The organism is Kaistia terrae, from assembly GCF_026344005.1.
Classification (GTDB): domain Bacteria; phylum Pseudomonadota; class Alphaproteobacteria; order Rhizobiales; family Kaistiaceae; genus Kaistia; species Kaistia terrae.
This window is the reverse complement of record NZ_JAPKNH010000012.1, coordinates 33,199-55,877: the sequence shown is the minus strand read 5'-3', so window position 1 is coordinate 55,877 and position 22,679 is coordinate 33,199. Positions and strand designations below refer to the sequence as shown.

Sequence of the window (22,679 nt, the reverse complement as noted above, 5' to 3'; positions counted from 1 at the left end):
GGATGGATGCCCAGGCCGCAAGGGCATCGGCAGAACGGAAGGGACGGAACAAGGCATGCATGAACGGCTTACGGCTCAACGCTCTCCGGCTGTGACGGACGCGGATATGCTCGCACAGGGACAGCCGGGGGATCGGCCGGGAGAGGCGCGCTATATGGCGCTCGCCGTCCTGGTGGGCGGCGTGGCCGGCGGAATCGGCTCGCTGTTTCATCTGCTCGTCGACTGGCTGATCGTCTGGCCGCAACTTCTCGCACGCGTCGCGAGCGGCTGGCCGCTGGCCGGAATGGCGGCCCTCGTGACGATGGCCTGCACCGTCCTCGCGCTCTTCATGGTTCGCCGCTTTGCACCCGAAGCCGGCGGCAGCGGCGTGCAGGAGATCGAGGGCGCCCTGGCTGGACTGCGCCCGGTCCGGTGGCGTCGCGTCCTGCCCGTGAAGTTCTTCGCCGGCCTGCTGGCGCTTGGCTCCGGCCTCGTTCTTGGCCGTGAAGGGCCGACAATCCACATGGGCGCCTCGGCGGCCGCGGCGGCGGTGGATTGTTTCCGGACCACGGAACTGGAGCGACGCGGCCTGCTCGCCTCGGGCGCCGCGGCGGGACTTGCCTGCGCCTTCAACGCCCCGCTGGCCGCCGTACTGTTCATCATAGAGGAAACCCACAAGGAGTTTCCCTACACGTTCCGGACCTATCTCGGCGTGATCTTCGCGGCGATAGCCTCGACGGTCGTCACGCAAATCATGGTCGGAACCGGCCCGACGCTGCCATTACTGCTGCCGCACCTGTCGACCGATGCGCTTCTGACGCTTCTGCCCGCCTTCCTGCTGCTCGGCGCCCTCCTCGGGTTTATCGGCGTGGCGCTGAACAGGAGCATCCTCTGGGCCATGGACTTCAGCGCCCACAGCCAGAAGCGCGCGCCCTATGTCTACCCGGCGGTGGTTGGCCTTCTCAGCGGGGCGCTCCTCGTGCTGTCCCCGATGACGGTCACCGGCGGCGAAAGCGTCATTCTCGACCTCGCCTCCCAAAACTCCACCATCACCTTGCTTCTGATGCTGGGGGCCATCCGGTTCGTGACCATGGTCGGCGGCTATTCGAGCGGCGTCCCCGGCGGTGTCTTTGCCCCGATCCTGGCGCTCGCATGCTGCCTCGGACTGGCCTTCGGCCAAGCGATGGCGCTCGTTCTGCCTGATTCAGGGATGGCTCCGCTTGCGTTCGCGATCGTCGCGATGGGAGGACTTTTCACAGCCTCCGTGCGCGCGCCGATCGTCGGCGTCGCCCTGACGCTGGAGATAACCGGCTCCTACGCCCTTGTCCTACCGTTGATGGCCACCTGCGTCACCGCGAGCCTGATCGCCCAATGGTGCGGCGGACGCCCCCTTTATACCGAGCTTCTCGATCGCACGCTGAGGCAGGCGGGCCTCAAGACGCCTATCGCGAAAGAGGAACCAACGGGACTGGCTTGAGCGGCTCGAATCCGCCTTATCCATGCCATGGCCTCCTCCTCCGCCCGGATGACGTTCGGGCGCCCGGCGATGGCTCGGCGTCATCCTCCGCTTCTCTGTCATCACGACCGCCGCCGCCCAAGGCCGTCTGGTCATATCGCCTGCCCCGGCCGCGAGGTCTATGGACAGGCACGATCAAAGAATCATAGTCTGATTGCTGATTTGGATGCGATCTACAAAGGAAATCCTGGCATCGCGGAAGCGCTGTCTTTAGCCGTCATGGCATATCAACGAAATTTCTTTATTATATCGTGGAAGGCAAAATGGAATATACAAGCGGCAACTACGAAGCTTTTGTCCGACCACGCAAACGCGAAGGCGTTGAGAACAAGACGGCATGGTTCGTCGGCTCTGGTCTTGCAGCGCTCGCAGGCGCTGCCTTCTTGATCCGGGATGGTCACATGCCCGGCGACAGGATAACGATCATCGAACGACTAGGGCTGCCAGGCGGCGCGCTGGACGGCATCGACGAGCCGGACAAGGGCTTTGTCATTCGTGGCGGACGCGAAATGGAAGACCATTTCGAATGCCTTTGGGACCTTTACCGCTCCATCCCTTCTCTTGAGGTTGAAGGAGCGAGCGTCCTCGAAGAGTTCTATTATCTCAACCGCGATGACCCGAATTACTCGCTTCAGAGGGTGACCCAGAAGCAGGGCCAGGACGTGGCCAACAAGCAGCTCCTGACCCTGGGTCCCGACGGTGAGAAGGATATTGTCCGGATCTTCATGGCGACCCGCGAGGATATGGAAGGCAAGCGCATCAACGAAGTCTTCGGCAAGGAATTCTTCGCCAGCAATTTCTGGCTTTACTGGCGGACGATGTTTGCCTTTGAAGAGTGGCACTCTGCGCTGGAAATGAAGCTCTATTTGCATCGCTTCATTCACCACATCAAAGGCTTGGCCGATTTCTCAACGCTGAAGTTCACGCGCTACAACCAGTATGAATCCCTCGTGCTGCCTCTGGTGAACTGGCTCTCCGGCCACGGCGTGAAGTTCCACTATGGGGTGGAGGTCACCGACGTCGATTTCGACATCCAGCCCGGCCGCAAGCAGGCTACCCGGATCCATTGGACCGAGAATGGACAGGCTGGGGGCGTGACCCTGGGAGAACACGACCTCGTGTTCATGACGATCGGGTCTTTGACCGAAAACTCCGAAAATGGCGATCATCACACGCCCGCGGCCCTCAACACTGGCCCGGCCCCGGCATGGGATTTGTGGAGGCGCATCGCGGCCAAGGACGACGCCTTTGGCCGGCCTGAGGTGTTTGCGGGCCATATTCCAGAAACCAAGTGGGAATCGGCGACGATCACCACGCTGGATGAGCGGATCCCGGAGTATATCGCGCGGATATGCAAGCGCGATCCTTTCAACGGCAAGGTCGTCTCGGGCGGCATCGTGACCGCGAAAGATTCAAGCTGGCTGTGTAGCTGGACGGTCAATCGCCAGCCCCATTTCAAGAAGCAGAGCAAGAGCCAAATCGTTGTCTGGTTTTACTCGTTGTTCGTGGAAAAGGCCGGGGACTTCGTAAAGAAGCCCATGCAGGACTGCACCGGCGAGGAGATTGTACAGGAATGGCTCTATCACTTGGGCGTTCCCGTTCAGGACATTCCCGAACTGGCCGCGACCGGCGCCCGGGCCGTGCCGGTGATGATGCCCTACGTCACCTCGTTCTTCATGCCCCGAAAGGCTGGCGACAGGCCGGACGTGGTCCCGGAGGGGTCGGTGAACTTCGCATTCATTGGCCAGTTCGCTGAAACACGAGAACGGGACTGCATATTCACGACGGAGTATTCGGTCCGTACGCCGATGGAGGCCGTTTACACCCTGCTCGGCGTGGAGCGCGGCGTTCCGGAAGTATTCAACTCGACCTACGATATCCGGAAAATGCTGGGCGCCATGCATGTCCTGCGGGATGGCAGGGAACTCGACGTTCCTGGCCCCAAATTGTTTCAGCACCTGTTCCTGAAGAAGGTCGACGGAACGCAGGTCGGAAACCTGCTGAAGGAATACAAGCTCATCCCCGAGTGAGGCGGATTGCCGGGCCGAGCCAGACATGCGCTGGGCCCGGCTGCTCCCTTCAATGCCAAGCGTGGCAAATGGAACTTGAAGAACAACGAGGGATAGACACGGCACCGCCGATCTACCCCGTTGTTCGGGATCAAGCCGGGTCCAACCTCAACCGTGGCGAGCCTGATAGAGGGCGATAGCGTCGGCTCCACCCGGGAATTGAAGCCGGTCCGATGTGTCGTGGACGGCGGCCCAGACGGCCTCCGCGACATCCGCCTCCTTCGTCGTCAGCGCCGGCTTGGCGTAAGCCTCGAAAATCGGTGCTGCGAAACCGGCATAGGCCGGAGGGATCAGATCCTCGACGCGCAGGTCGGTATTCTGGGCGAAACGGGTCGTCGGGGCATATCCCGGCTCCACCAGCCTGGCGCGGACGTCGAAATGGCCGAGTTCATGGGCGAGCGAGCCGGTGAAGCCCTCGATCGCCTGCTTGCTGGCGGTATAGGCGGCGGCCAGCGGCATGGAAGCCAGCGTGACGCTCGACGTCACGTTGACGATCACGCCGGAGCGGCGTTCGCGCATCTGCGGAATGACGGCCTGACACATCGCCATGACGCCGAAGGTGTTGGTGTCGAACACCTTGCGGATATGCGCCATCGGCGTGGCCTCGAACGCGCCGACGACGCCGATGCCGGCATTGTTGACCAGCACGTCGATCGGCCCGGCCGCTGCGATGGCGGCGGCAATGCTCTCTTCGTTCGTCACGTCGAGCGGCAGGATGCGCAGCTTGGGCGAGGTCGGCAGCAGAGCGGCATCCGGGCGCCGCATGGTCGCGATGACATTCCAGCCCTTGTCGAGGAAATGACGCGCGATCTCGAGGCCGTAGCCCGAGGATGTACCGGTGATCAGGATCGTTTGCATGGGAGCCTCCATTGGTTTCGGATGGCTCCTTGATAGGCGGCATTGGTGGGACGACCCATAATCAAACGTCTGTTTTTAATTTCCAACTGTCCAATTCGTGGGAAGCAATGGCAAGAGAGGGTCCCTACAGACGCGGATGCAAGAAGAGCATCAAGCGCGATGCGGACGACGTCGCAGACGTGGATGCTTCACGTGCCGCGAGCCTGACCCGTATGACCGAGCCTAGGCGGGTTCGATGACGCCGCTGATCCGGGCGAATTTTCCCGGCGGACATCCGATCCGCTTGCGAAAGGCCGTACTGAAAGCGCTCGCGGATTCGTAGCCGACCTCGTCGGCTATCCGATCGAGCGTTTTGGCGCCGCGCAGCAGGGCGTCTTTTGCCAGCGCCATCCGCCAGCGAGCGAGATATTCGATCGGGCCGCAGCCGAGGACCGCGCCGAAGCGCGCGGCGAAGGCGGAACGCGACTGCCCGGCGATCTTGGCAAGGCTGGCGACCGTCCAGTCGGCCCGCACATCGGCGTGCATGGCGCCGAGGACGCGCGCCAGGGCCGGGTCGCGCATCCCGTTGAGAAGACCGGCACGGTCGCCGTCCGTCGCGATTCCGTGCCAGCGCAAAGCCTCGACAAGCAGAACCTCGAGCATGCGCTGAAGGATCATTTCCTTGCCCGGTTCGTCGCCGCCGCATTCCTCCATGATGAGGTCAATCACCCGGCCGAGCCGCACCGATCGCCCTTCCGAGGGCGGAATATGGATCATGCGCGGCAGCAGGGCGAGCAAGAGCGGCGCATTGACCGTCTCAATGCGGAAGGTGCCGCCGAGCGCTTCGAAATCCGCCTCGCCTTCCTGCTCGCCGTGGCGGACGGGCACGTCCATCGGGTCGCGCAGCTCACAGGCTATACCGGGATGGCTGCTCAAGGTGAAAGCCGGGGTGGAGGGCAGGAGAAGAAAGGAGCCTTTCTCCAGCTTCCAGGGCTCCTCTCCCTGGAAGGCGATCCAGCACGCGCCTTTCAGGATGATCGTAAAGCCGGGCGCATGATGGGCCGCATATCGAATGCCCCAGCGGCCTCGCCCACTGATGGGCTTGGAGATGGCCGTGCTCGGTCGAAGTAGGGCGATGACATCGCTGAAGGGGTCCATCCGAGACGATCCGTAATAAATCTATTCCATGATTTATAAGTCATCTCGCCCCTTTCATCCAGCGAACCTGCAGCAGCCTCCATCGGGAGGCCTCACATGCCGGCGCCGATGTTACTGTCCGCTCGATAAGGCGGAGGACCTTGCTCGATGGTGGTAGGTGAGCGCCATCGCCAGACAGATCGCCAGGGCTTGCTCGTTCAGGGGGGCGGAGGTCGGAACCAGGATCGCCCGGTTGCCCTGATAGGCAAAGACATCCGGAAAATGGGCCCGAAAGCTCTCCACCAGGGTGGTGCGGCAATTGAACAGGATGGCCGCGGTGTCTGGCGGGGTTTTGACGACGCCAAGCCTGATCGTGCTGCCAGATCGAGAGGCATTGGTCAGATAGGCGGGTTCGCCCCATTTCAGCGTTTCCGTCAGCGGCCCGACGCCGGGAGTCGTTTCGGCAACCTCGAAGATCAGCTGGCGAATGCGAAGGAGTCGACTTCGGGTCGGTCCGGAAAATCCCGCGAAAGCCGATGCAACCGCGTCTGGAACGGGGGGAGCTCCTCGCTGGTCGCGCATCACGGTCCCTTCAGATGGATATCGGTGAGAAGGCCATGGGGTGGTGTATCCCGTTGAACCATCGCGGTTATCTCTGGCTGACTGTGCCATCTGCACTTCACCAAGAATACACAGACGAGCCCGACAAATCTTGCGGAAGTAAAGCGTGCCGCGATGCCCGTGTCGGAACGGCGGCGTCGTGGTGGAGGATCGGGTTTCGATGTGGCGGCGAGAGATCGCAGGAATCCATTTGACTCCATCGTGGCGCTACTTATACGTATAAATAATACGTATAAGGGGATACCGAGTGTCGAGCAGACCCACCCAAAAAGACGTCGCGATCCGTGCCGGTGTCTCGCAGGCAACGGTGTCGATGGTATTGGGCGGGGCGACGACCCAGTCGGTCTCCGCCGAGACCGTGCTGCGGATCCGCGCCGTCGCCGAGGAACTCGGCTATGTGCCGAACCGGTTTGCGCAGGCGCTGAAGACGCGGCGGACGATGACAATCGCCTGCATCGTCCCCGACATCACCAATCCGTTCTATCCCGGCCTTATCCGCGGCGTTCAGAAGATCGCCCAGGACCATGATTACGACGTCATCGCCGTCAACACCGATGGCATCCCGGCGCGCGAGCGGCATTTCCTCGATTGGGCCCGGCAGGGCCGCGTCGACGGCGTCATCGGTGTCTTCTTCACCGTGCGCGTCCAGGACTTCGTGCCCCTGCTCGATATCGGCATCCCGGTGGTGCGGATTGAATCGGCCAAGAAGCGCGGCGGCGACCTCGCCATAGACGACATCTTCGTCGACAGCCACGCCGCGGCGATTTCCGTCACGGAGCACCTGATCGCCAAGGGCCATCGCCGCATCGCAATGGTGGCCGGCACCGGCGGACCGCAGGGCGTCCGGGTCGAGGGCTATCGCGAGGTGCTTGGCCGCGCCGGCATCGAGCCGCTCGTCATCATCGAGAATGACTTTAGCGAAGGTGCGGGATTTCGCGCCGCCGAGGCGATCCTGGCGACGGGATACGAGCCGACCGCGATCTTCGCTGCCAACGATTTGATGGCGATCGGCGTCATGCAGGCGCTTCGCGAACGAAGCATCGCCATTCCCGGTGAGATCGCTGTCTTCGGCTTTGACGATATTTCAGCCGCGCGCCTCGTCACGCCACCGCTGAGCACCGTCGCGCAGTTTCAGGACCGGATGGGGGAGAAAGCCGCCGAAATCCTGATCGAACGCCTGAGCGGATCCCGTTCGGGCAAGGGCACCATTGAGGAAATGCCGTTTCAGCTGATCGAGCGCGGCACCGTCTAGACGTCAGATTGATTGAAGGAGGAAACCATGAAGAGACGTACATTCATCGCCGGATCCCTCGGGCTCCTGGCCAGCACCGCCCTGATCGGCCCAGCCCTTGCCGAGGGCAAGCGTATCACCTGGTGGTATGAGAGCGCCGATCCGAAGCAGCAGGGCTACATCAAGTCCGGCATCATCGAACCGTTCAACACCGCGAACCCGGACTTTAACCTCACCATCGATTATCGCGGCACCGAACTCGACAAGCAGATGCGCGTGGCGCTGCTTTCCGGCAACGGCCCGGACATCGTCTACACGGCCGGCCCGACCTATGTCGCGCCGATGGCCCGCGCCGGCCAGCTGCTGGCGCTCGACGACTACGTCACGCGCTTCGGCTGGACCGACCGGATTCTTCCGGTGTTCATCGAGATGGGCAAGTATGACGGCAAGCTCTATGCGCTGCCGAAGACCTACGAGACGCTCGGCCTGTTCTACAACAAGACCCTGTTCGAGAAGCACGGCTGGAAGGCGCCGACGACGATCGCCGAGATCGAGACGCTTGCCGACGCCATGTTGGCCGAGAAGATCGTGCCCTTCGCCTCGGGCAACGCCAACTGGCGCCCGGCCAACGAGCACTATGTCTCGATCGTGCTGAACTCGATCGCCGGACCGGAGAATGTTTACAAGGCGCTGAAGGGCGAACTGCCCTGGACCGCCGAGCCCTTCGTCAAGGCGATCGATACGCTGAACAGCTGGTGGCAGAAGGGCTATTTCGGCCCGAACTACTTCTCGCTCAGCGACGAGCAGGCCTTCGCCCAGATGGCGACCGGACAGGCCGGCATGATGCCGACGGGCACCTGGCAGTTCCAGCGCGTGAACACCTATTTCCCACCGAACAACGCCGAAGTCGGCTTCGTCGGTTTCCCGAGCGCCGAGGGCATCAACGGTCCGGTCTATCCGCTTGGCGTCGGCTCGACCTTCTCGGTCGCCGCCACCTCCAAGAACGCGGACGGCGCCGCGGCGGCCATCGACTACATCTTCTCCGAGAAGACGTATGGCGTCATGAACTCGGCCTGGCCGGGCGAGTGGAACACGCCACTGGCCGATCTGTCGAAAGTACAGGTCGACAACGGCCTGCCGCTCTACGGCGAGACGATGAAGACGCTGGCCGAAGCCGTTGGCGACAACCAGTACGGCTACACGACCTGGACATTCCTGCCGCCGGCGACCGATTCCTACCTGGTCAGCGGCATCGAGGAAGTCTGGCTCGGCCGCAGCACGACGGCCCAGTTCCTGGAACAGCTCAACGCGACGTTCCTGCAGGAAAAGGCCGACGGCAAGGTGCCGGCCATCCCCGCCCGGTAACACCCCACGCGCCTGGCGGAGCAGCGGCGCGATCGTCGTCGCTGCTCTTTCCCGCGGAGAACCCAGCATGTATCGGCTCTATCTCGTTCCGACATTGCTCATCAATGTCGTCATCATCTTCATTCCCGCAGTCCTGACCATCGCGCTGGCCTTCTTCCGCTGGGACGGCATCACGACGCCCGTCTTTATCGGCCTTCAGAATTTCCAGGCGCTCTGGAGCGACCGCGTTTTCTGGACCGCGCTCACCAACAATCTGATCTGGACCGGCATCTTCCTGACGATCCCGATCTTCATGGGATTGCTGGCGGCGACGCTGCTGCTGATCGCCCGTCGCGGCAGCATGTTTTTCCAGGTCATCTATTTCCTGCCGATGATCATCGCGACCGCCATTCTGGCGCGCGTCTGGCAGGGCATGATCTACAGCCCGGTCTCGGGCGTGAACGGCATGCTCCAGCGCATGGGCTTCCCGACGATCGATCCGCTGTCGCAACCCTCCACGGCGCTGCTCGGCATCGCGACGGTCGACCTCTGGCACTGGTGGGGCTTTCTCTGCGTGATCTTCTTCGCAGCGCTCCGCCAGGTCCCGCAGGAACAGATCGAGTTTGCGCGTCTCGAAGGCGTCAGCTTCTGGAAGATCCTTCGCTACGTCCTGATCCCGGCGATCTGGCCGACCATCACCTTGATGATGATCATGACCGTCATCTGGTCGTTCCTGGTGTTCGACTTCGTCTACATCCTGACCCAGGGCGGTCCCGCCTTCTCCAGCGAAGTACTCTCCACCCTCGCCTATCGCAGCGCCTTCTATGACCTCGCTGTCGGCAAGGCCGCGGCCGTCGCCGTCGTCATCAGCCTTTTCGGCCTGGTCGCGACCGCCTTCTACATCCGGGCGCAGGCCAAGGAGTTCCACCAGTGAAGCACGAAGTGAAACTCGTCGAGAACCGGGCGACGCTCATCCTGACCTATACGGTGCTCAGCATCGCGCTGATCATCACGCTGTTTCCGATCGCGCTGCTGGTGCTCAATTCGGTCAAGCCTGCCGCCCAGATCGTGCAGAATCCGCTGGCATGGCCGGAGACGTTCCGCTGGGATAATTTCACCCGCGCCTGGGAAGACGCCCGCTTCTCGCAGACGATGCTAAACTCGGTGATCCTGACCGCGACGACCATCGTCCTGGTCTGCACGACCTCGTCGCTGACGGCCTATGTGCTGGCCCGGCGCAAGATCGAAAGCTGGAAGATCGTCACCTTCTACTTGCTCGGCACGACGACGGCGCCGATCCAGCTGTTCCTGTTCCCGCTCTATTTCGGCTTCGCCAAGCTGGGGCTGATCAACAACACCTTCGCCGTCGCACTGATCTATACCGCGATCTTCTCACCCTTCGCCGTCATGCTGCTGCGCACCTATTTCCTCGCCATTCCGCGCGAACTCGAGGAAGCGGCACAGATCGACGGCGCCAATCACTGGCAGGTCTTCACCAAGGTGATGCTGCCGATCGTGTCCCCCGGCATCCTGACCGTCGCGCTGATCATCGGGCTCTATTCCTGGAACGAGTTCCTGATCGCGACCACCTTCCTGCAGGGCTCGGAGAACATGACCGCCGTCGTGTCCTTCTTCCTGCTGAGCGGCCAGTACAGCTCGGACTGGGGTGAGATCATGGCCGCAGCCCTGATCATCGTCCTGCCCGTCGTCGTCCTCTTCGTCCTGCTGCAGCGCCGCTTCATCGAAGGCATGGCCGGCGGCTCGGTGAAGGGCTGAGAACAAGATTCTTATGGAGGCAACATGACCCTACCGAACGATTATCTGGATCGCGTCTATGCCGGCGTTCTCGGCAAGCTGATCGGCGTCTATCTCGGCCGTCCCTTCGAGGGCTGGACCTACCAGCGCATCATGGAAGAGCTCGGGCCGATCGACTATTACGTCCATGACCGTCTCGACCAGCCGCTCGTCGTCACGGATGACGACGTCGCCGGCACCTTCACCTTCGTCCGCGCGCTGGAAGACTACGGCGTTTCGCCGGACCTTTCGGCCGAGGATATCGGCAAGGCATGGCTCAACTATATCGTCGAGGAGCGCTCGATCCTGTGGTGGGGCGGCGTCGGCAATTCGACCGAGCACACGGCCTGGATCAACCTGAAGAAGGGCATTCCTGCGCCCGCCTCCGGTTCGATGGCGACCAATGGCCAGCCCGTCGCCGAGCAGATCGGCGCGCAGATCTTCATCGATGGCTGGGCGCTCGTTGCGCCGAACCAGCCGAAGCTGGCGGCAAAGCTCGCCGAGCAGGCCGGCAAGGTCAGCCATGACGGCGAATCCGTCTATGCCGCCATGCTGTGGGCCGCGATGGAAGCGGAAGCCTTCCAGAGCCGCGACATCGACCACCTGCTCGATGTCGGTCTCTCGGTCATTCCGGCGGACAGCCTGATCGCGAAGCTGATCGCCGACGTCCGCCGCTGGCGCAAGGAAAACGCCGACTGGCGCGTCGCCCGCCAGTTGATCCAGGACCATTACGGCTACGACAAATATCCCGGCAACTGCCACGTCGTGCCGAACCACGCGCTGATGATCATGTCGGTGCTCTACGCGCCGGACGACTTCCAGAAAGCGCAGATGATCGTCAACACGTCGGGCTGGGATACCGATTGCAACGCCGGCAATGTCGGCTGCCTGATGGGCATCATGCTCGGTCTCGACGGCATCGAGGCCGGCCCGGACTGGCGCGGCCCTATCGCTGACCGGCTGCTGATCTCGTCTGGCGATGGCGGCAATTCGATCAATGACGCTGTCCGTGTCTCCTATTACCTCACCAATCTCGGTCGTCAGCTCGCCGGCCAGGACAAGCTCGACAAGCCGAAGGACGGCGCGCAGTTCCACTTCTCGCTGCCGGGCAGCCAGCAGGGATTCCGCCCGCAGGGTGGTTTCACGGCCAATGCGTTCCTCCGCGTCGGCAACGAGGAATTCGGCAACGCACGCGCCCTTTCGATCGGCTACGAGGCGCTTGGCCCCGGCCAGGAAGCGGCGGCGATCAGCCCCACTTTCTCGCCGCCTGAACTTCTCAACATGCGAACCTATGACCTGATGGCAACGCCGCTGGTCTATCCGGGCCAGGTTGTGAAGGCGCGGGTCGTGGCGCCTGCCGCCAACAAGGGCGAGGTCGAAGCGCGTCTGCGTCTGCGCGTCTATGACGGCGCCGACAAGCTGCGCGATATCGATGGCGAAGCGGTAAAGCTCGCTCCCGGCGCAGAGACCGTGCTGAACTGGCGCCTGCCCGAACTGGACGGCCAGCCGATCGCCGAAATCGGCGTCGTGCTGACGGCAACCGGCCGTCGCGCCGATGGCAAGGTGCTGGTCGATTACCTGCGCTTCGACGGCGCGCCGGAAGTGACGCTGAAGCGTCCGGCCGGCGACGGCGATTTCTGGCGCATGGCCTGGGTCAACGGCGTCAGCTTCTTCTCGAAGCGCTTCCCGCCGAGCTTCCGGATCTCGCAATCGCTGGGCGATGGCATTGTCTCGCATGGCACGCGCGAATGGACCGATTACGCGCTCGACGCGGACATCATGATCCATCTCGCCGTCCATGGTGGCGTCGCGCTGCGCGTCCAGGGCCTGCGCCGCTATTACAGCATCCGCATCACCCAGGACGGCCAGCTTCAGATCGTCCGCGTGCGCGACGAGAAGGAAGTTGTGCTGGCGTCGAAGCCGTTCGAGTTCGTGCTAGAAAAGGCGATCCCCGTCAGCGCCAAGGTCGTCGGCTCGACGATTTCGGCCACCGTCGGCGGCGTTGCCATCGAGGCGACGGACAATAGCGCCGAAGCCTTCCGCGATGGCGGAATCGGCCTGACCGTCTATGAAGGCGCGCTCTCGACCGACACCGTCAAGATCTCGGCCGCGTAACAAATCCACTGCGCAGAGGGCTAGCCCCCTCTGCGCAGTGCCCATCTCGATGTGCGCGCTGAATCGCCGGTCCTCTGGCGCGGTCGAGGCTGGCGATATCGTCGCCATCGCCTATCCGTTCCGCCACATTGCGGTCGACACACTTGCCCTTCCGCCTCTCCATTCGCTATCAGCGGCGCTCACCTTCAAGGACGGGAAGAGCATGAACAGTCTGGTTGGAAAAGTCGCCTGGATCACCGGCGCGGGCAGCGGGATCGGACAGGCGGTCGCGACCGCGCTGGCGAGCGCCGGCTGCACCGTCGTCCTGACCGGAAGGCGTCAGGAAGCGCTCGAGCAGACAGCAGAAAATATCGCCAAGAACGGCGGCACGAGCCTCGCACGAGCCGGCGACCTGACGCAGCCCGAAACGGCGGGCGCGATCGTTGCCGAAATCGAGGCGCGGTTCGGCCGGCTCGACATCCTGGTCAACAATGCCGGCGGCAACATCGTCGAACGCGCCTGGAAAGACCTCACCACCGACAGCATCGATGGTCTGATCAACAGCAATCTGTCAGCTGCCTTCTATTGCGCAGCTGCCGCTATGCATCCCATGCGCAAGGCCCAGCAGGGCCAGCTGATCCACATCGCGTCCTGGGCAGGCAAGTTCATCCACCCTGTCAGCGGCCCGGTCTATACGGCGGCCAAGCATGCTGTCGTGGCGATGAGCCAGAGCATCAACATGGAGGAATATCGCAACGGCATCCGTTCGACGGCCATCCTGCCGGCCGAAGTCGCGACACCGATCCTCGAAAAGCGGCCGACGCCGCCGACCGCCCAGGAACGAGCCGAGATGCTGCAGCCGGCCGATCTTGCCGAGCTTGCCCTCTTCATCGTGACGCAGCCGGCTTCGGTCTGCCTCAACGAGGTCGTCATCAGCGCAAGGCTGAACAAGTTCTACGAAAGATAAGCTCCCCACTACGGATCGCGGCCAGTGTCCCGACGGAACGACGTCCGGACACTGGCGATCCAGCGAGCAAAGGCACGATCAGGCCTTGGGGGCAGCGTCGCTCAGCTTCGGCGTATCCTCGCGCTGACCCCATTCGTGCCAGGAGCCGTCATAGAGCTTCCAGTTCTCGTTGCCGGCGCGTTCGATCATGAAGCCCAGGATCGAGGCCGTCACACCGGAACCGCAGGTCGTGATCACCGAGCCGGTGATATCGACACCCGCATCTGCGAAAACCTTTGCGGCAGCTTCCGCATCGACAAAGGCGAAGTTATTCGCCGGATCGAAGAATTTGGCCCAGGGTGTGTTGATTGCGTTGGGCATGTGGCCGCTCGCCACTCCAGGATAGCCGGAGCCTTCGGTTCCGTCGAAGCGCGCCGCGGTGCGAGCATCGACGACGGCCACCCCGCTATCGAGCGCGACGCGCACCTCGTCGACGTTGACGACCCGGCCCGCCTGAAGCGTGGCCTCGAAAGCCGCGGGCGCTGTCTCCTTGGCATCACCAGCCTCGACCGGCCGCCCTTCGGCAACCCATTTGCGAAAGCCGCCATCCAGAATCCGAACCTTGTCGTGGCCGAAGACGCGGAACATCCACCACAAGCGGGCAGATACATAGCCGGCATCGTAGATGACCACGGTCGTCTCGTTGTCGATGCCGAGGCGACCGATTTCGCTGGCCCAGAGTTCGGCAGACGGCAGCATGTTCACATAGGGCGAGTCCGGATCCGATACCGCGCTGAGATCGATGAAGCGCGCGCTGGGAATATGGCTGCGACGGAAATCATCAATCGCCTGCTTGCCGGAATCGGGCAGATACCAGGAACAATCGAGCACGGCCAACTTGGCATCGCCCAGATGCGATGCAAGCCAGTCCGTGGTTACAAGCCATTCGCTCATCGTCATTCTCCAACAAAAACGAAATCCTGGTCCGTCCGGATGGCTACCGTCAGCCTCGTAGGGAGGCGCGCGCACCCCGCCGTCCGAATGCCCAAAGCAATAGAAGAAGCCCCATCCGGTCGCTAGTCGCCGCCGTCATTCCGGCGTCGAACCGCAGCCGTCCGCGTCCACCAAAATCGATCGCTCGCAGGCCGGGCGGCGCGGAAGTCCAGCCTCAGCCGCCACCCGCTCATACCCATTCACCCATTGCACGGATCGCAGACACTGGGTCGCCAGGAGAGGGTGGTAAACATACGACGAAGCAATCTAAGATATCAAAGATAGGCGGCTAGACAGGCTCTGTTTGTTTTGGAATTGTGTTTCCTTTGATCGCATTTTCACAGAAAATCCTGCCTTCAGGGATCGACGACAATCTCAATATAGATACTGCAGTATCAACCGCCCAAATACGCTTGGGCACTGAAGTCCCAAGGGAATTTCAAACCGATGTCGATCAAGGCAACGATCTCCGCGCTTGCTCTCGCGGCGCTTGCGACGACCCCCGCTTTCCACGCTTCGGCCGAGCCGAAGGGCAAGGATGCAGAGGTTACCATCCTCGTTTCCTCGCTGACCTATTCCTTCCCGCATTTCGTTTTCCTGCAGGAACAGCTGGAAGATGAAGCCGGCAAGCTCGGCAAGGTGAAGATCCTCCGCGCTGACGGCCAGTTGAGCGCGCCGAAGCAGATCGCCGACATCGAAGCCGCCATCGTGCAGGGCGTCGACGGCATCATCATCGCTCCGGCCGACGCCGACGCGCTCGCTCCGGCCGTCAAGGCCGCCATCGCCGCCGGCGTGCCGGTCGTGACGATCGACCGTCCGGTCAATGGCGTGCCGGAAGTTCTGGCCAATGTCGCCGCCGACAACGTCAAGGGCGCCGAACGCCAGGGTGAAGCCATCGCCGCGCAGTTCCCGAAGGGCGCGACGATCATCAACCTGCAGGGCATCCCCGGCGACAAGACCGCCAACGACCGCAACCAGGGCGTCCATACCGTCCTCGACAAGCAGCCGGATCTCTACAAGTTCGTCTCCGAGCAGACCGCTCGTTTCAGCCGCGATCAGGGCCTTTCGGTCACCGAGAATATCCTGACCGGTCTTGCCGACGCGCCGCAGGTAATCGTTGCCGCCAATGACGACATGGCGCTCGGCGCCGTGCAGGCCGTCGAAGCCCGCAAGCTCAACGGCAAGATCGCCATCTATGGCTATGATGGCTCGACCGATGCGCTGAAGGCCGTAAGCGACGGTTCGCTGGCCGCAACCGTCGACCAGTTCCCCGGCAAGCAGGGCCGCGTCGCGGTGAAGACGCTGGTCGACTTCATCCGCGAAGGCACCAAGCCGGCCAATTCCAACATCCTCGTCGAGCCGGTCGCCATCACCAAGGCTAACCTCGCCGAAGCCGAACGCATCGGTACGATCACGAAATGATCGCAACCGGCAGTGATGCCAGGAATGACGTTTCATCGGGTGGCGCCACGCCGCCCGATGAGGCGTTTCTGGACGTCGAAAAACTTACCAAGAACTTCTTTGGCGTGACCGTTCTCGATGGCGTTTCGCTGTCGATCGCGGCGGGCAAGGTGCATGCGCTTCTCGGCGAGAACGGCGCGGGCAAGTCGACGCTGATCAATCTCCTGAGCGGCATTCACAAGCCGGATGGCGGCGCGCTCCGCATCGACGGCCAGCCCGTCGAGCTGACAGGGCCGAACGATGCGCAGAAGCGCGGCATCTCGACCATCCATCAGGAATTCAGCCTGTTTCCCGATCTGACGGTAGCGGAGACGATCTTCGCGGGTCGCCTGCCCGTCAACCGGCTTGGCCTGGTCGATTGGCGCGGCATCGCCAAGCGCACCGCGGCCGTGATGCAGCAGCTTGGTGCGGACATTGCTCCGGGACGACGGGTTGCGGATCTGAGCATCGCCGAGCAACAGCTTGTCGAGATCGGACGGGCGCTGACGTTGAAGTCCCGCCTGATCATCATGGACGAACCGACGGCTTCGTTGACGCCGCGCGAAGTGGGCCGCCTCAAATCGGTCATTCGCTCGCTGACGGCCGAAGGCGTCGCGATCCTTTTCGTCAGCCACCGGCTGGAAGAGGTCAAGGAACTCGCCGACAGCTTTACCGTGCTGCGCGACGGTGTGGTCGTGGCGCGCGGCGATATCGCCGACGCCACGATCGACGACCTGGTGCGCTGGATGGTCGGCCGCGAATTGCTGGAAGAAGACCGCGATCACGCCGCCTCGAAGCCGGGCGCGGTGGTGCTGGAGGTCGAGAATCTGCATAGCAAGCCGCGCTCCGCCCGTTCGGCCTCGGTCGAGGGCGTCAGCTTCGCTGTCCGGGCCGGCGAGATCGTCGGCCTGGCAGGGCTTGTCGGCGCCGGCCGCACCGAAATCGCCCGACTGATTTTCGGCGCCGATCCGATCGGCTCTGGCGTCATCCGCCTGAACGGACAGGCTTTTCGGCCCAAGGGTCCAGGCGATGCCATTGCGGCCGGCGTCGCACTCGTGCCGGAAGACCGCAAGCAGCAGTCGCTTTTTCCCTCGCTCCCGATCAGCGAAAACTTTGCCGCCGTTGGCAGCGTTCGTCCCGGCCTGTTCGGGACCCTGCGCCGCAAGGCGGAGAAGCTCGCCTTCCAGCAGTTCCGGGATCGGCTGAAGCTGCGCGCAGCAGGAGCCGACGCGCCGATTGCCACGCTTTCCGGCGGCAATCAGCAGAAGGTGGTGCTGGCGCGATGGCTGGCGCTGAAGCCCCGGCTGCTGATCGTCGACGAGCCGACACGCGGCGTCGATATCGGCGCCAAGACGGATTTGCACCGGCTGCTGCGTGAGCTTGCCGCTGACGGCGTCGCCATCCTGCTGATCTCGTCCGACCTGCCGGAAGTTCTCGCGCTCAGCGACCGCATCCTGGCAATCCGCAGCGGCCACCTGACGGGCGAACTCGCCGGCCGCGACGCCGATGAAGAGAGCCTGATGCGCCTGATGACGCTTCCCAAGGCGGCAGCCTGATCCCCACAACGGTTGAAACCATGTCCCTTGCTCCCCCGACCTCCTTGGTCCGCCCCCGGGCGCCGGCAAACGCAATCGCGCTGCTCGCGCGCCTTGCGCCGCTGATCTTCCTGCTGCTGCTGATGGCGCTATTCACCTTCCTGGCGCCGCGCTTCCTGTCGTCGCTCAACCTGTTCAACATCCTGCGCCAGGTCTCGATCTTCGGTATCGTCGCGGTCGGCATGACCTTCGTCATCCTGACGCGCGGCATCGACCTTTCGATCGGCGCGCTGATCGCATTGACCGGCCTGGTCGCCGCCGTGGTCGCCAAGGGCGGCATCCCCGGTCGCTTCGAGTTGACGGCGGGTGGCGGCGCTTTCGAATGGTATTGGGCGGCCCTTGCGGCAATCGTGGTCGGCGGCGTGGCCGGCGCGCTGCAGGGCGTCTTCGTCGCCAAGCTGACCGTGCCGGCCTTCGTCGTGACGCTGGGCGGCATGACGATCTTTCGCGGTCTCGCGCTGATCATCGGCAATGGCGGCCCGATCAGCGGCTTTGACGAGGCCTTCGGATGGTGGGGACGCGGCATGGTCGGGCCGGTCCCGGTCCCGGTCATCGTCTTCCTTGTCGTCGTCGTCATCGCCGGTTTCGTGCTGCATTACACGCGCTATGGCCGCTCGGTCTATGCCATCGGCTCCAACCCGGAAGCCGCGCGTCTGTGCGGGCTGAACGTCAACCGCACGCTGATCAGCGTCTATGCGCTGACAGGGCTTTGCGCAGGTCTTGGCGGCTTCCTGCTCGCCTCGCGGCTCAATTCGGCCGAGGCGGTTGCCGGCAACCAGTATGAACTCAACGTCATCGCCGCCGTGGTGATCGGTGGCACCAGCCTCTATGGCGGCACCGGCAGCATCGCCGGAACGGTGATCGGCACTCTGCTGATCGGCGTGCTGCTGAACGGTCTCGTGATCCTCAACGTCTCGCCCTACGTCCAGCAATTGCTGATCGGCGCGATCATCGTCGGGGCGGTCACGTTCGATATCTTCATCAAGAAGTACAAGCGATGAGCCGCACGATCTTTCTGACGGGAACCGAGCTCGCCGAGCCGCCGGTCCAGCCTCTCCGCGCCGGCGCTCTTTCGGCTAGCTATGATCGCGGCGCGCTGCGCTGGATCCGCTGGCGTGACCAGGAGGTGCTGCGCGGCATCTCGTTCCTCGTCCGCACGCCGGGCTGGGGAACGCCGGATGCCGAGATTTCCGATCTGGAAATCCGCGAGGACGAGGCCGCTTTCGAAATCCGCTATACGGCGCACTATCGCGATCACGCCTCGATCGTCTCGGTCGACATCCGCTTTTCCGGTACGGCCGAGGGCCGGCTGGAGGCGACGGCGACCATAGAGCCTGAAACCAGCTTCGAGACCAACCGCACTGGTTTCGTCGTGCTGCACCCGCTCGATGGTGTCGTCGGCCAGCGCCTGACGGTCGAGCATGCTTCCGGCGGCACGGAAGAATTTGTGATGCCGGAGGCGATCAGCCCCGGCCAGCCGCTGTTCGATATCCGTGCCATCACCCATTCGCCGCGACCGGGTCTTTCGGTCTCGGTTCGGCTGGAAGGCGATGTCTTCGAGATGGAAGACCACCGCAACTGGTCGGACGCCTCGTTCAAGACCTATAGCCGCCCGATCGGCCTGCCCTACCCTTATTCGCTCGAAGCGGGCACGACGACACGGCAGTCCGTGCTGTTGCAGGTCAACGACTCGTCCGCATTGGCGCAGCCGGCAACGGCTGCGAACGCTAACAACGTTGCGGACGTGATCGTCGGCGGTGAAACCGACATACGCTTGCCGCGCATCGGCATTGGCCTTCCGGCCAGCCTCGCCAGCGCCTCGCTCGAAGTCGCCTCCACGCTCGCGCCCCTCGCTGGAGCGCATCTCCTGCTGCGCTACGATCCCTCCGCCGGAGACAAACCCGAGGACATTCGTGCCGCCGGCGAGTTTTCACGGGCTGCCGGCCTGCCTATCTCGTTTGAACTACTGATCACTGCCGAAAGCGACCCCGACGCCGAGATCGCCGAGGCCGCCCGCCTTCTGACAGAAGCCGGCATCACGCCCTTGAGCGTGGCCGTCTTCCCGAAGCAGGACGAGAACTCGTTCCAGCCCGGCGAGCCGCGCCCACCCGCGCCCGACGAGGCGACGATTCATCAGGCCATTCGCAAACTCCTCCCCGGCGTTGCTGCCGGCGGCGGCACGCCCGCCTTCTTCACCGAATTCAACCGCAAGCGACCGCCTGCTGATACCTACGACTTCATCACGCACGCGACGGCGCCAACGGTGCATGCCGCCGACGATCTCTCCGTGATCGAGACGCTGCAATCGTTGCCGCATATTCTGCGTTCGGCGCGGGCGATCGCCGGTGACGCGCCACATCACATCGGCCCGATCGGCATCGGGGCAAGGCTCAATCCCTATGGCGCCGGGCCGACGCCCAATCCCGACAACGGCCGCGTCGGCCTCGCCGCCGCCGATCCGCGCCAGCGAGCGCTGCTCGGCGCCGCCTGGCATGTCGGCTACGCGGCGACCGTCGCGCCATACGGCATCGACACGCTGGTGCTCGGCGCGCCGGTCGGCCCGTTCGGCCTAGTCTCGACGCGCCAGACCTATGCACGGCCGTGGTGGGACGATGCGGCGGAGGGCAGCCTCTATCCGTTGTTCCATGTCGCGGCCGACCTCGTCGCGGCGTCTGGCAACCGGCAACTCGCGATCGACGTCGCTCATCCGCACATCGCAGCGCTCGGCTGGGTTTCGGATGGTCGGCGGCAGGTGATCCTCGCCAATCTGTCCGACGAGCCCGTGACGCTCCGCCTGAAGGGTCTTGGCCTCTCTTCCATCCGACGTCTCGATGCCGAGAACTTCGCCGCTGCGGCGCTGGACCCGGTCCTGTTCCGCGACACGACCGCCAGCCTCCCGACGGACGGCGTGCTGACGCTCGATGCCTATGCGGTTGCGACCGTTCTCGAAGAAGGAGCGGCAGCATGACCGCACGCTTGAAGGGCGCCGTCATCGGCTGCGGTTTCTTCGCGCAGAACCATCTGCATGGCTGGGCCGACCTCGACGATGTCGAGATCGTCGCCGTCTGCGATGTCGATGAATCCAAAGCGAAGCTTGCTGCGGAAAAGTTCGGCATCGCCCGCGTCTACACCAGCGCCGAAGCGATGCTAGCTACCGAGGCCCTCGATTTCGTCGATATCCCAACGACGATGGAAACGCATGAGGCGCTGACCGCTCTTGCCTTCGCCCATGGCGTGCCCGTCATCCTGCAAAAGCCCTTTGCGCCGGATCTCGACGGCTGCAAGCGCATGGTAGCGGCAGCGGCTGCGGCGAACGTACCGCTAATGATCCATGAGGATTTCCGGTTCCAGAACCTGTTCCGGACCGTCCGGGAGATTCTCGACAGCGGCGAGTTGGGCCGACTTACCTTCGGCCGCCTGTCCTGGCGCACCGGCATCGACGTGTATTCGAACCAGCCCTATCTGGTTCACGTCAAACGCTTCATGATCATGGATGTCGGCATCCATCTGCTCGATCTCGCCCGCTTCCTGTTTGGCGAGGCGAACGGCGTCTTCTGCCGCACGCAGCAGATCAAGGAAGGCATCGCCGGCGAGGACGCCGCGACCATCTTGCTCAGCCATGAACAAGGCGCGACGTCGATCCTCGATTTCAGCTACGCAACGAAACGCGAGCCCGACCCGTTCCCGCAGACGCTGGGCGAGATCGAGGGCACCGAGGGCACGCTGATCATCGGCGCCGACCGGGTGCTGACCGTGCATGGCAAGGACGGCACGCGGCGGATCGCGGTGCCCCATGATGACCGCAGCTGGACCAGCGAACCCTGGACCCAGATCCAGGACAGCGTCGTCCATACCCAGCGCCATTTCGTCGATAGCCTTCGCCGGGGCGTCGAGCCGGATACGTCCGGCCGCGACAGCCTTGCAACCTATGCCCTGCTCGAGGCGGCCTATCTCTCGGCCGCGCGCGGCACGCTCATCCATCCCGACCGACTGGGAGATCCCGCATGAACCCTTCGCAGACACGCCAGCTCGGCAAGACGGATCTGCAAATCCCGGTCTTCGGCGTAGGTACCTGCCCGCTCGGAGATCTGTTCGAAGAGATCCCGGAAGCGGATGCCAGCGCGACGCTGGAAGCCGCCTGGGACGGCGGTATCCGGCTCTACGACACCGCACCCTGGTATGGGCTCGGCCAGGGCGAGCATCGCACAGGACGCGCACTCTATCGCCGTCCGCGCGAGGATTTCGTCCTTTCCACCAAGGTCGGAAGGCGGCTGTTCCGGCCGCATGACCGCGCCACATTCGACGGCTCGAAGTGGAAGGGCGGCCTCGCCTTCGACCATGTGCACGACTACAGCTATGACGGCATCCTGCGCTCCTATGAGGACAGCCTGCAGCGGCTCGGCATCAACAAGGTCGATGTCCTCTACATCCACGATCTCGACAGCGGCTATTTCCCGGACGAGGCCGACCTGCTGGCCCGGCTGCGCGAGCTAGAGAACGGCGGTTTTCGCGCGCTCGAAGAACTAAAATCCTCCGGCGAGATCAGCGCCATCGGCGCCGGCATCAACGAGCGCGGCATGATCAACCGCTTTCTCGACCGCTACCCGCTCGACGCCTTCCTCGTCGCCTCGCGCTATACGCTGCTGGAACAAACGATCTATGCGGACGAGCTGTTGCGGGCGCAGCGCGAGGGCGCCGGCATCGTCATCGGCGGCGTCTTCAATTCCGGCATCCTGGCGACCGGCGTTTCCGGCAATGCGCGCTACGAATATTCGACGGCGCCCCAGGCGGTCCTCGATCGGGTCGGACGGCTGCAGGCTGTGGCAGAGCGCCATGGCGTGCCGCTGGCGGCCGCCGCGCTGCAGTTTCCATTCGGTTTCGACGGGGTCGCGAGCGTGCTCAGCGGCCCCTCGCGCGCCGGCGAGATCATCCAGAATCTAAAGTATCTGCAGCATCCGATCCCGGACGATTTCTGGCTGGAACTGCGCGACGAGGGCCTGTTGGACGATACCATCCCGGTGCCATCGGCTAAGCTCGCCGTCGCCGCTATTCCGTCCGCGCTCTAGCCCGGATCTCCGAACCT

At 63.5% G+C, this 22,679-nt stretch carries 18 protein-coding genes; 14 read left to right on the top strand and 4 right to left on the bottom strand.

From position 1 onward, the window contains the following. Nucleotides 1-154 precede the first annotated feature (154 nt). Complete coding sequence (gene clcA / locus OSH12_RS22900; protein WP_266345954.1) at nt 155-1,456, top strand: H(+)/Cl(-) exchange transporter ClcA; 1,302 nt, start codon at nt 155-157, stop codon at nt 1,454-1,456. Nucleotides 1,457-1,758: 302 nt separating this feature from the next. Further along, nucleotides 1,759-3,525 (top strand): oleate hydratase, encoded by a 1,767-nt coding sequence (locus tag OSH12_RS22895; protein ID WP_266345953.1) that lies wholly within the window; start codon nt 1,759-1,761, stop codon nt 3,523-3,525. 147 nt (nt 3,526-3,672) lie between these two features. Here OSH12_RS22895 and OSH12_RS22890 read toward each other — a convergent pair whose 3' ends face one another. The 3 genes from OSH12_RS22890 to OSH12_RS22880 form a co-directional block, all read right to left on the bottom strand. Then, nucleotides 3,673-4,422, bottom strand: a complete 750-nt coding sequence (locus OSH12_RS22890) for an SDR family oxidoreductase (RefSeq protein ID WP_266345952.1) — start codon at nt 4,420-4,422, stop codon at nt 3,673-3,675. A gap of 222 nt (nt 4,423-4,644) precedes the next feature. Continuing rightward, nucleotides 4,645-5,559, bottom strand: coding sequence for an AraC family transcriptional regulator (locus OSH12_RS22885; protein WP_266345951.1), 915 nt, complete (start codon nt 5,557-5,559; stop codon nt 4,645-4,647). Nucleotides 5,560-5,670: 111 nt separating this feature from the next. Further along, nucleotides 5,671-6,120 carry a DUF1801 domain-containing protein gene (locus OSH12_RS22880; RefSeq protein WP_266346028.1) on the bottom strand — a complete coding sequence of 150 codons (450 nt, stop codon included), beginning with the start codon at nt 6,118-6,120 and terminating at the stop codon, nt 5,671-5,673. Nucleotides 6,121-6,406: 286 nt separating this feature from the next. On the opposite strand from OSH12_RS22880, the gene OSH12_RS22875 reads away from it, so the two are divergent. From OSH12_RS22875 to OSH12_RS22850, 6 genes are all read left to right on the top strand, one after another. Beyond that, a complete protein-coding gene (locus tag OSH12_RS22875; RefSeq protein ID WP_266345950.1) occupies nt 6,407-7,411 on the top strand; it encodes a LacI family DNA-binding transcriptional regulator in 1,005 nt (334 codons plus the stop codon). A gap of 27 nt (nt 7,412-7,438) precedes the next feature. After that, on the top strand, nt 7,439-8,755 hold the full coding sequence (locus OSH12_RS22870; RefSeq protein WP_266345949.1) for an ABC transporter substrate-binding protein: 1,317 nt from the start codon (nt 7,439-7,441) through the stop codon (nt 8,753-8,755). A gap of 67 nt (nt 8,756-8,822) precedes the next feature. After that, the gene (locus OSH12_RS22865; protein ID WP_266345948.1) at nt 8,823-9,668 is read left to right on the top strand and encodes a carbohydrate ABC transporter permease; all 846 of its coding nucleotides are present in this window, start codon (nt 8,823-8,825) and stop codon (nt 9,666-9,668) included. After that, nucleotides 9,665-10,510, top strand: a complete 846-nt coding sequence (locus OSH12_RS22860) for a carbohydrate ABC transporter permease (RefSeq protein ID WP_266345947.1) — start codon at nt 9,665-9,667, stop codon at nt 10,508-10,510. The genes OSH12_RS22865 and OSH12_RS22860 overlap by 4 nt, the downstream gene beginning before the upstream one ends. Nucleotides 10,511-10,534: 24 nt before the next feature. Next, nucleotides 10,535-12,643 carry an ADP-ribosylglycohydrolase family protein gene (locus OSH12_RS22855; RefSeq protein WP_266345946.1) on the top strand — a complete coding sequence of 703 codons (2,109 nt, stop codon included), beginning with the start codon at nt 10,535-10,537 and terminating at the stop codon, nt 12,641-12,643. Between the two features lie 49 nt (nt 12,644-12,692). Continuing rightward, on the top strand, nt 12,693-13,589 hold the full coding sequence (locus OSH12_RS22850; RefSeq protein WP_266345945.1) for an SDR family oxidoreductase: 897 nt from the start codon (nt 12,693-12,695) through the stop codon (nt 13,587-13,589). 78 nt (nt 13,590-13,667) lie between these two features. Here the strand turns inward: OSH12_RS22850 and OSH12_RS22845 are convergent, their stop codons facing one another. Further along, the gene (locus OSH12_RS22845) at nt 13,668-14,522 is read right to left on the bottom strand and encodes a sulfurtransferase (RefSeq protein WP_266345944.1); all 855 of its coding nucleotides are present in this window, start codon (nt 14,520-14,522) and stop codon (nt 13,668-13,670) included. Between the two features lie 486 nt (nt 14,523-15,008). On the opposite strand from OSH12_RS22845, the gene OSH12_RS22840 reads away from it, so the two are divergent. Genes OSH12_RS22840 through OSH12_RS22815 form a run of 6 tightly spaced genes read left to right on the top strand, consistent with a single transcriptional unit; the run spans nt 15,009 to nt 22,662 of the window. Continuing rightward, entirely contained in the window at nt 15,009-15,983 is a 975-nt protein-coding gene (locus tag OSH12_RS22840) for a substrate-binding domain-containing protein (protein ID WP_266345943.1), read from the top strand. After that, nucleotides 15,980-17,557, top strand: coding sequence for a sugar ABC transporter ATP-binding protein (locus OSH12_RS22835; protein WP_266345942.1), 1,578 nt, complete (start codon nt 15,980-15,982; stop codon nt 17,555-17,557). The genes OSH12_RS22840 and OSH12_RS22835 overlap by 4 nt, the downstream gene beginning before the upstream one ends. Nucleotides 17,558-17,577: 20 nt before the next feature. Next, nucleotides 17,578-18,597, top strand: coding sequence for an ABC transporter permease (locus OSH12_RS22830; protein ID WP_266345941.1), 1,020 nt, complete (start codon nt 17,578-17,580; stop codon nt 18,595-18,597). Then, entirely contained in the window at nt 18,594-20,564 is a 1,971-nt protein-coding gene (locus tag OSH12_RS22825) for a hypothetical protein (RefSeq protein ID WP_266345940.1), read from the top strand. Before OSH12_RS22830 ends, OSH12_RS22825 begins: the two co-directional genes overlap by 4 nt. Then, the gene (locus OSH12_RS22820) at nt 20,561-21,604 is read left to right on the top strand and encodes a Gfo/Idh/MocA family protein (RefSeq protein WP_266345939.1); all 1,044 of its coding nucleotides are present in this window, start codon (nt 20,561-20,563) and stop codon (nt 21,602-21,604) included. The genes OSH12_RS22825 and OSH12_RS22820 overlap by 4 nt, the downstream gene beginning before the upstream one ends. Beyond that, nucleotides 21,601-22,662, top strand: coding sequence for an aldo/keto reductase (locus OSH12_RS22815; protein ID WP_266345938.1), 1,062 nt, complete (start codon nt 21,601-21,603; stop codon nt 22,660-22,662). The genes OSH12_RS22820 and OSH12_RS22815 overlap by 4 nt, the downstream gene beginning before the upstream one ends. Nucleotides 22,663-22,679 lie beyond the last annotated feature (17 nt).

Coding starts and splice junctions, on each gene's coding strand:
- OSH12_RS22825 (WP_266345940.1), top strand. CDS start 18,594: ATGAGCCGCACGATCTTTCTGACGGGAACCGAGCTCGCCGAGCCGCCG.
- OSH12_RS22840 (WP_266345943.1), top strand. CDS start 15,009: ATGTCGATCAAGGCAACGATCTCCGCGCTTGCTCTCGCGGCGCTTGCG.
- OSH12_RS22850 (WP_266345945.1), top strand. CDS start 12,693: ATGTGCGCGCTGAATCGCCGGTCCTCTGGCGCGGTCGAGGCTGGCGAT.
- clcA (WP_266345954.1), top strand. CDS start 155: ATGGCGCTCGCCGTCCTGGTGGGCGGCGTGGCCGGCGGAATCGGCTCG.
- OSH12_RS22855 (WP_266345946.1), top strand. CDS start 10,535: ATGACCCTACCGAACGATTATCTGGATCGCGTCTATGCCGGCGTTCTC.
- OSH12_RS22870 (WP_266345949.1), top strand. CDS start 7,439: ATGAAGAGACGTACATTCATCGCCGGATCCCTCGGGCTCCTGGCCAGC.
- OSH12_RS22865 (WP_266345948.1), top strand. CDS start 8,823: ATGTATCGGCTCTATCTCGTTCCGACATTGCTCATCAATGTCGTCATC.
- OSH12_RS22885 (WP_266345951.1), bottom strand. CDS start 5,559: ATGGACCCCTTCAGCGATGTCATCGCCCTACTTCGACCGAGCACGGCC.
- OSH12_RS22890 (WP_266345952.1), bottom strand. CDS start 4,422: ATGCAAACGATCCTGATCACCGGTACATCCTCGGGCTACGGCCTCGAG.
- OSH12_RS22820 (WP_266345939.1), top strand. CDS start 20,561: ATGACCGCACGCTTGAAGGGCGCCGTCATCGGCTGCGGTTTCTTCGCG.
- OSH12_RS22835 (WP_266345942.1), top strand. CDS start 15,980: ATGATCGCAACCGGCAGTGATGCCAGGAATGACGTTTCATCGGGTGGC.
- OSH12_RS22830 (WP_266345941.1), top strand. CDS start 17,578: ATGTCCCTTGCTCCCCCGACCTCCTTGGTCCGCCCCCGGGCGCCGGCA.
- OSH12_RS22895 (WP_266345953.1), top strand. CDS start 1,759: ATGGAATATACAAGCGGCAACTACGAAGCTTTTGTCCGACCACGCAAA.
- OSH12_RS22845 (WP_266345944.1), bottom strand. CDS start 14,522: ATGAGCGAATGGCTTGTAACCACGGACTGGCTTGCATCGCATCTGGGC.
- OSH12_RS22880 (WP_266346028.1), bottom strand. CDS start 6,120: ATGCGCGACCAGCGAGGAGCTCCCCCCGTTCCAGACGCGGTTGCATCG.
- OSH12_RS22815 (WP_266345938.1), top strand. CDS start 21,601: ATGAACCCTTCGCAGACACGCCAGCTCGGCAAGACGGATCTGCAAATC.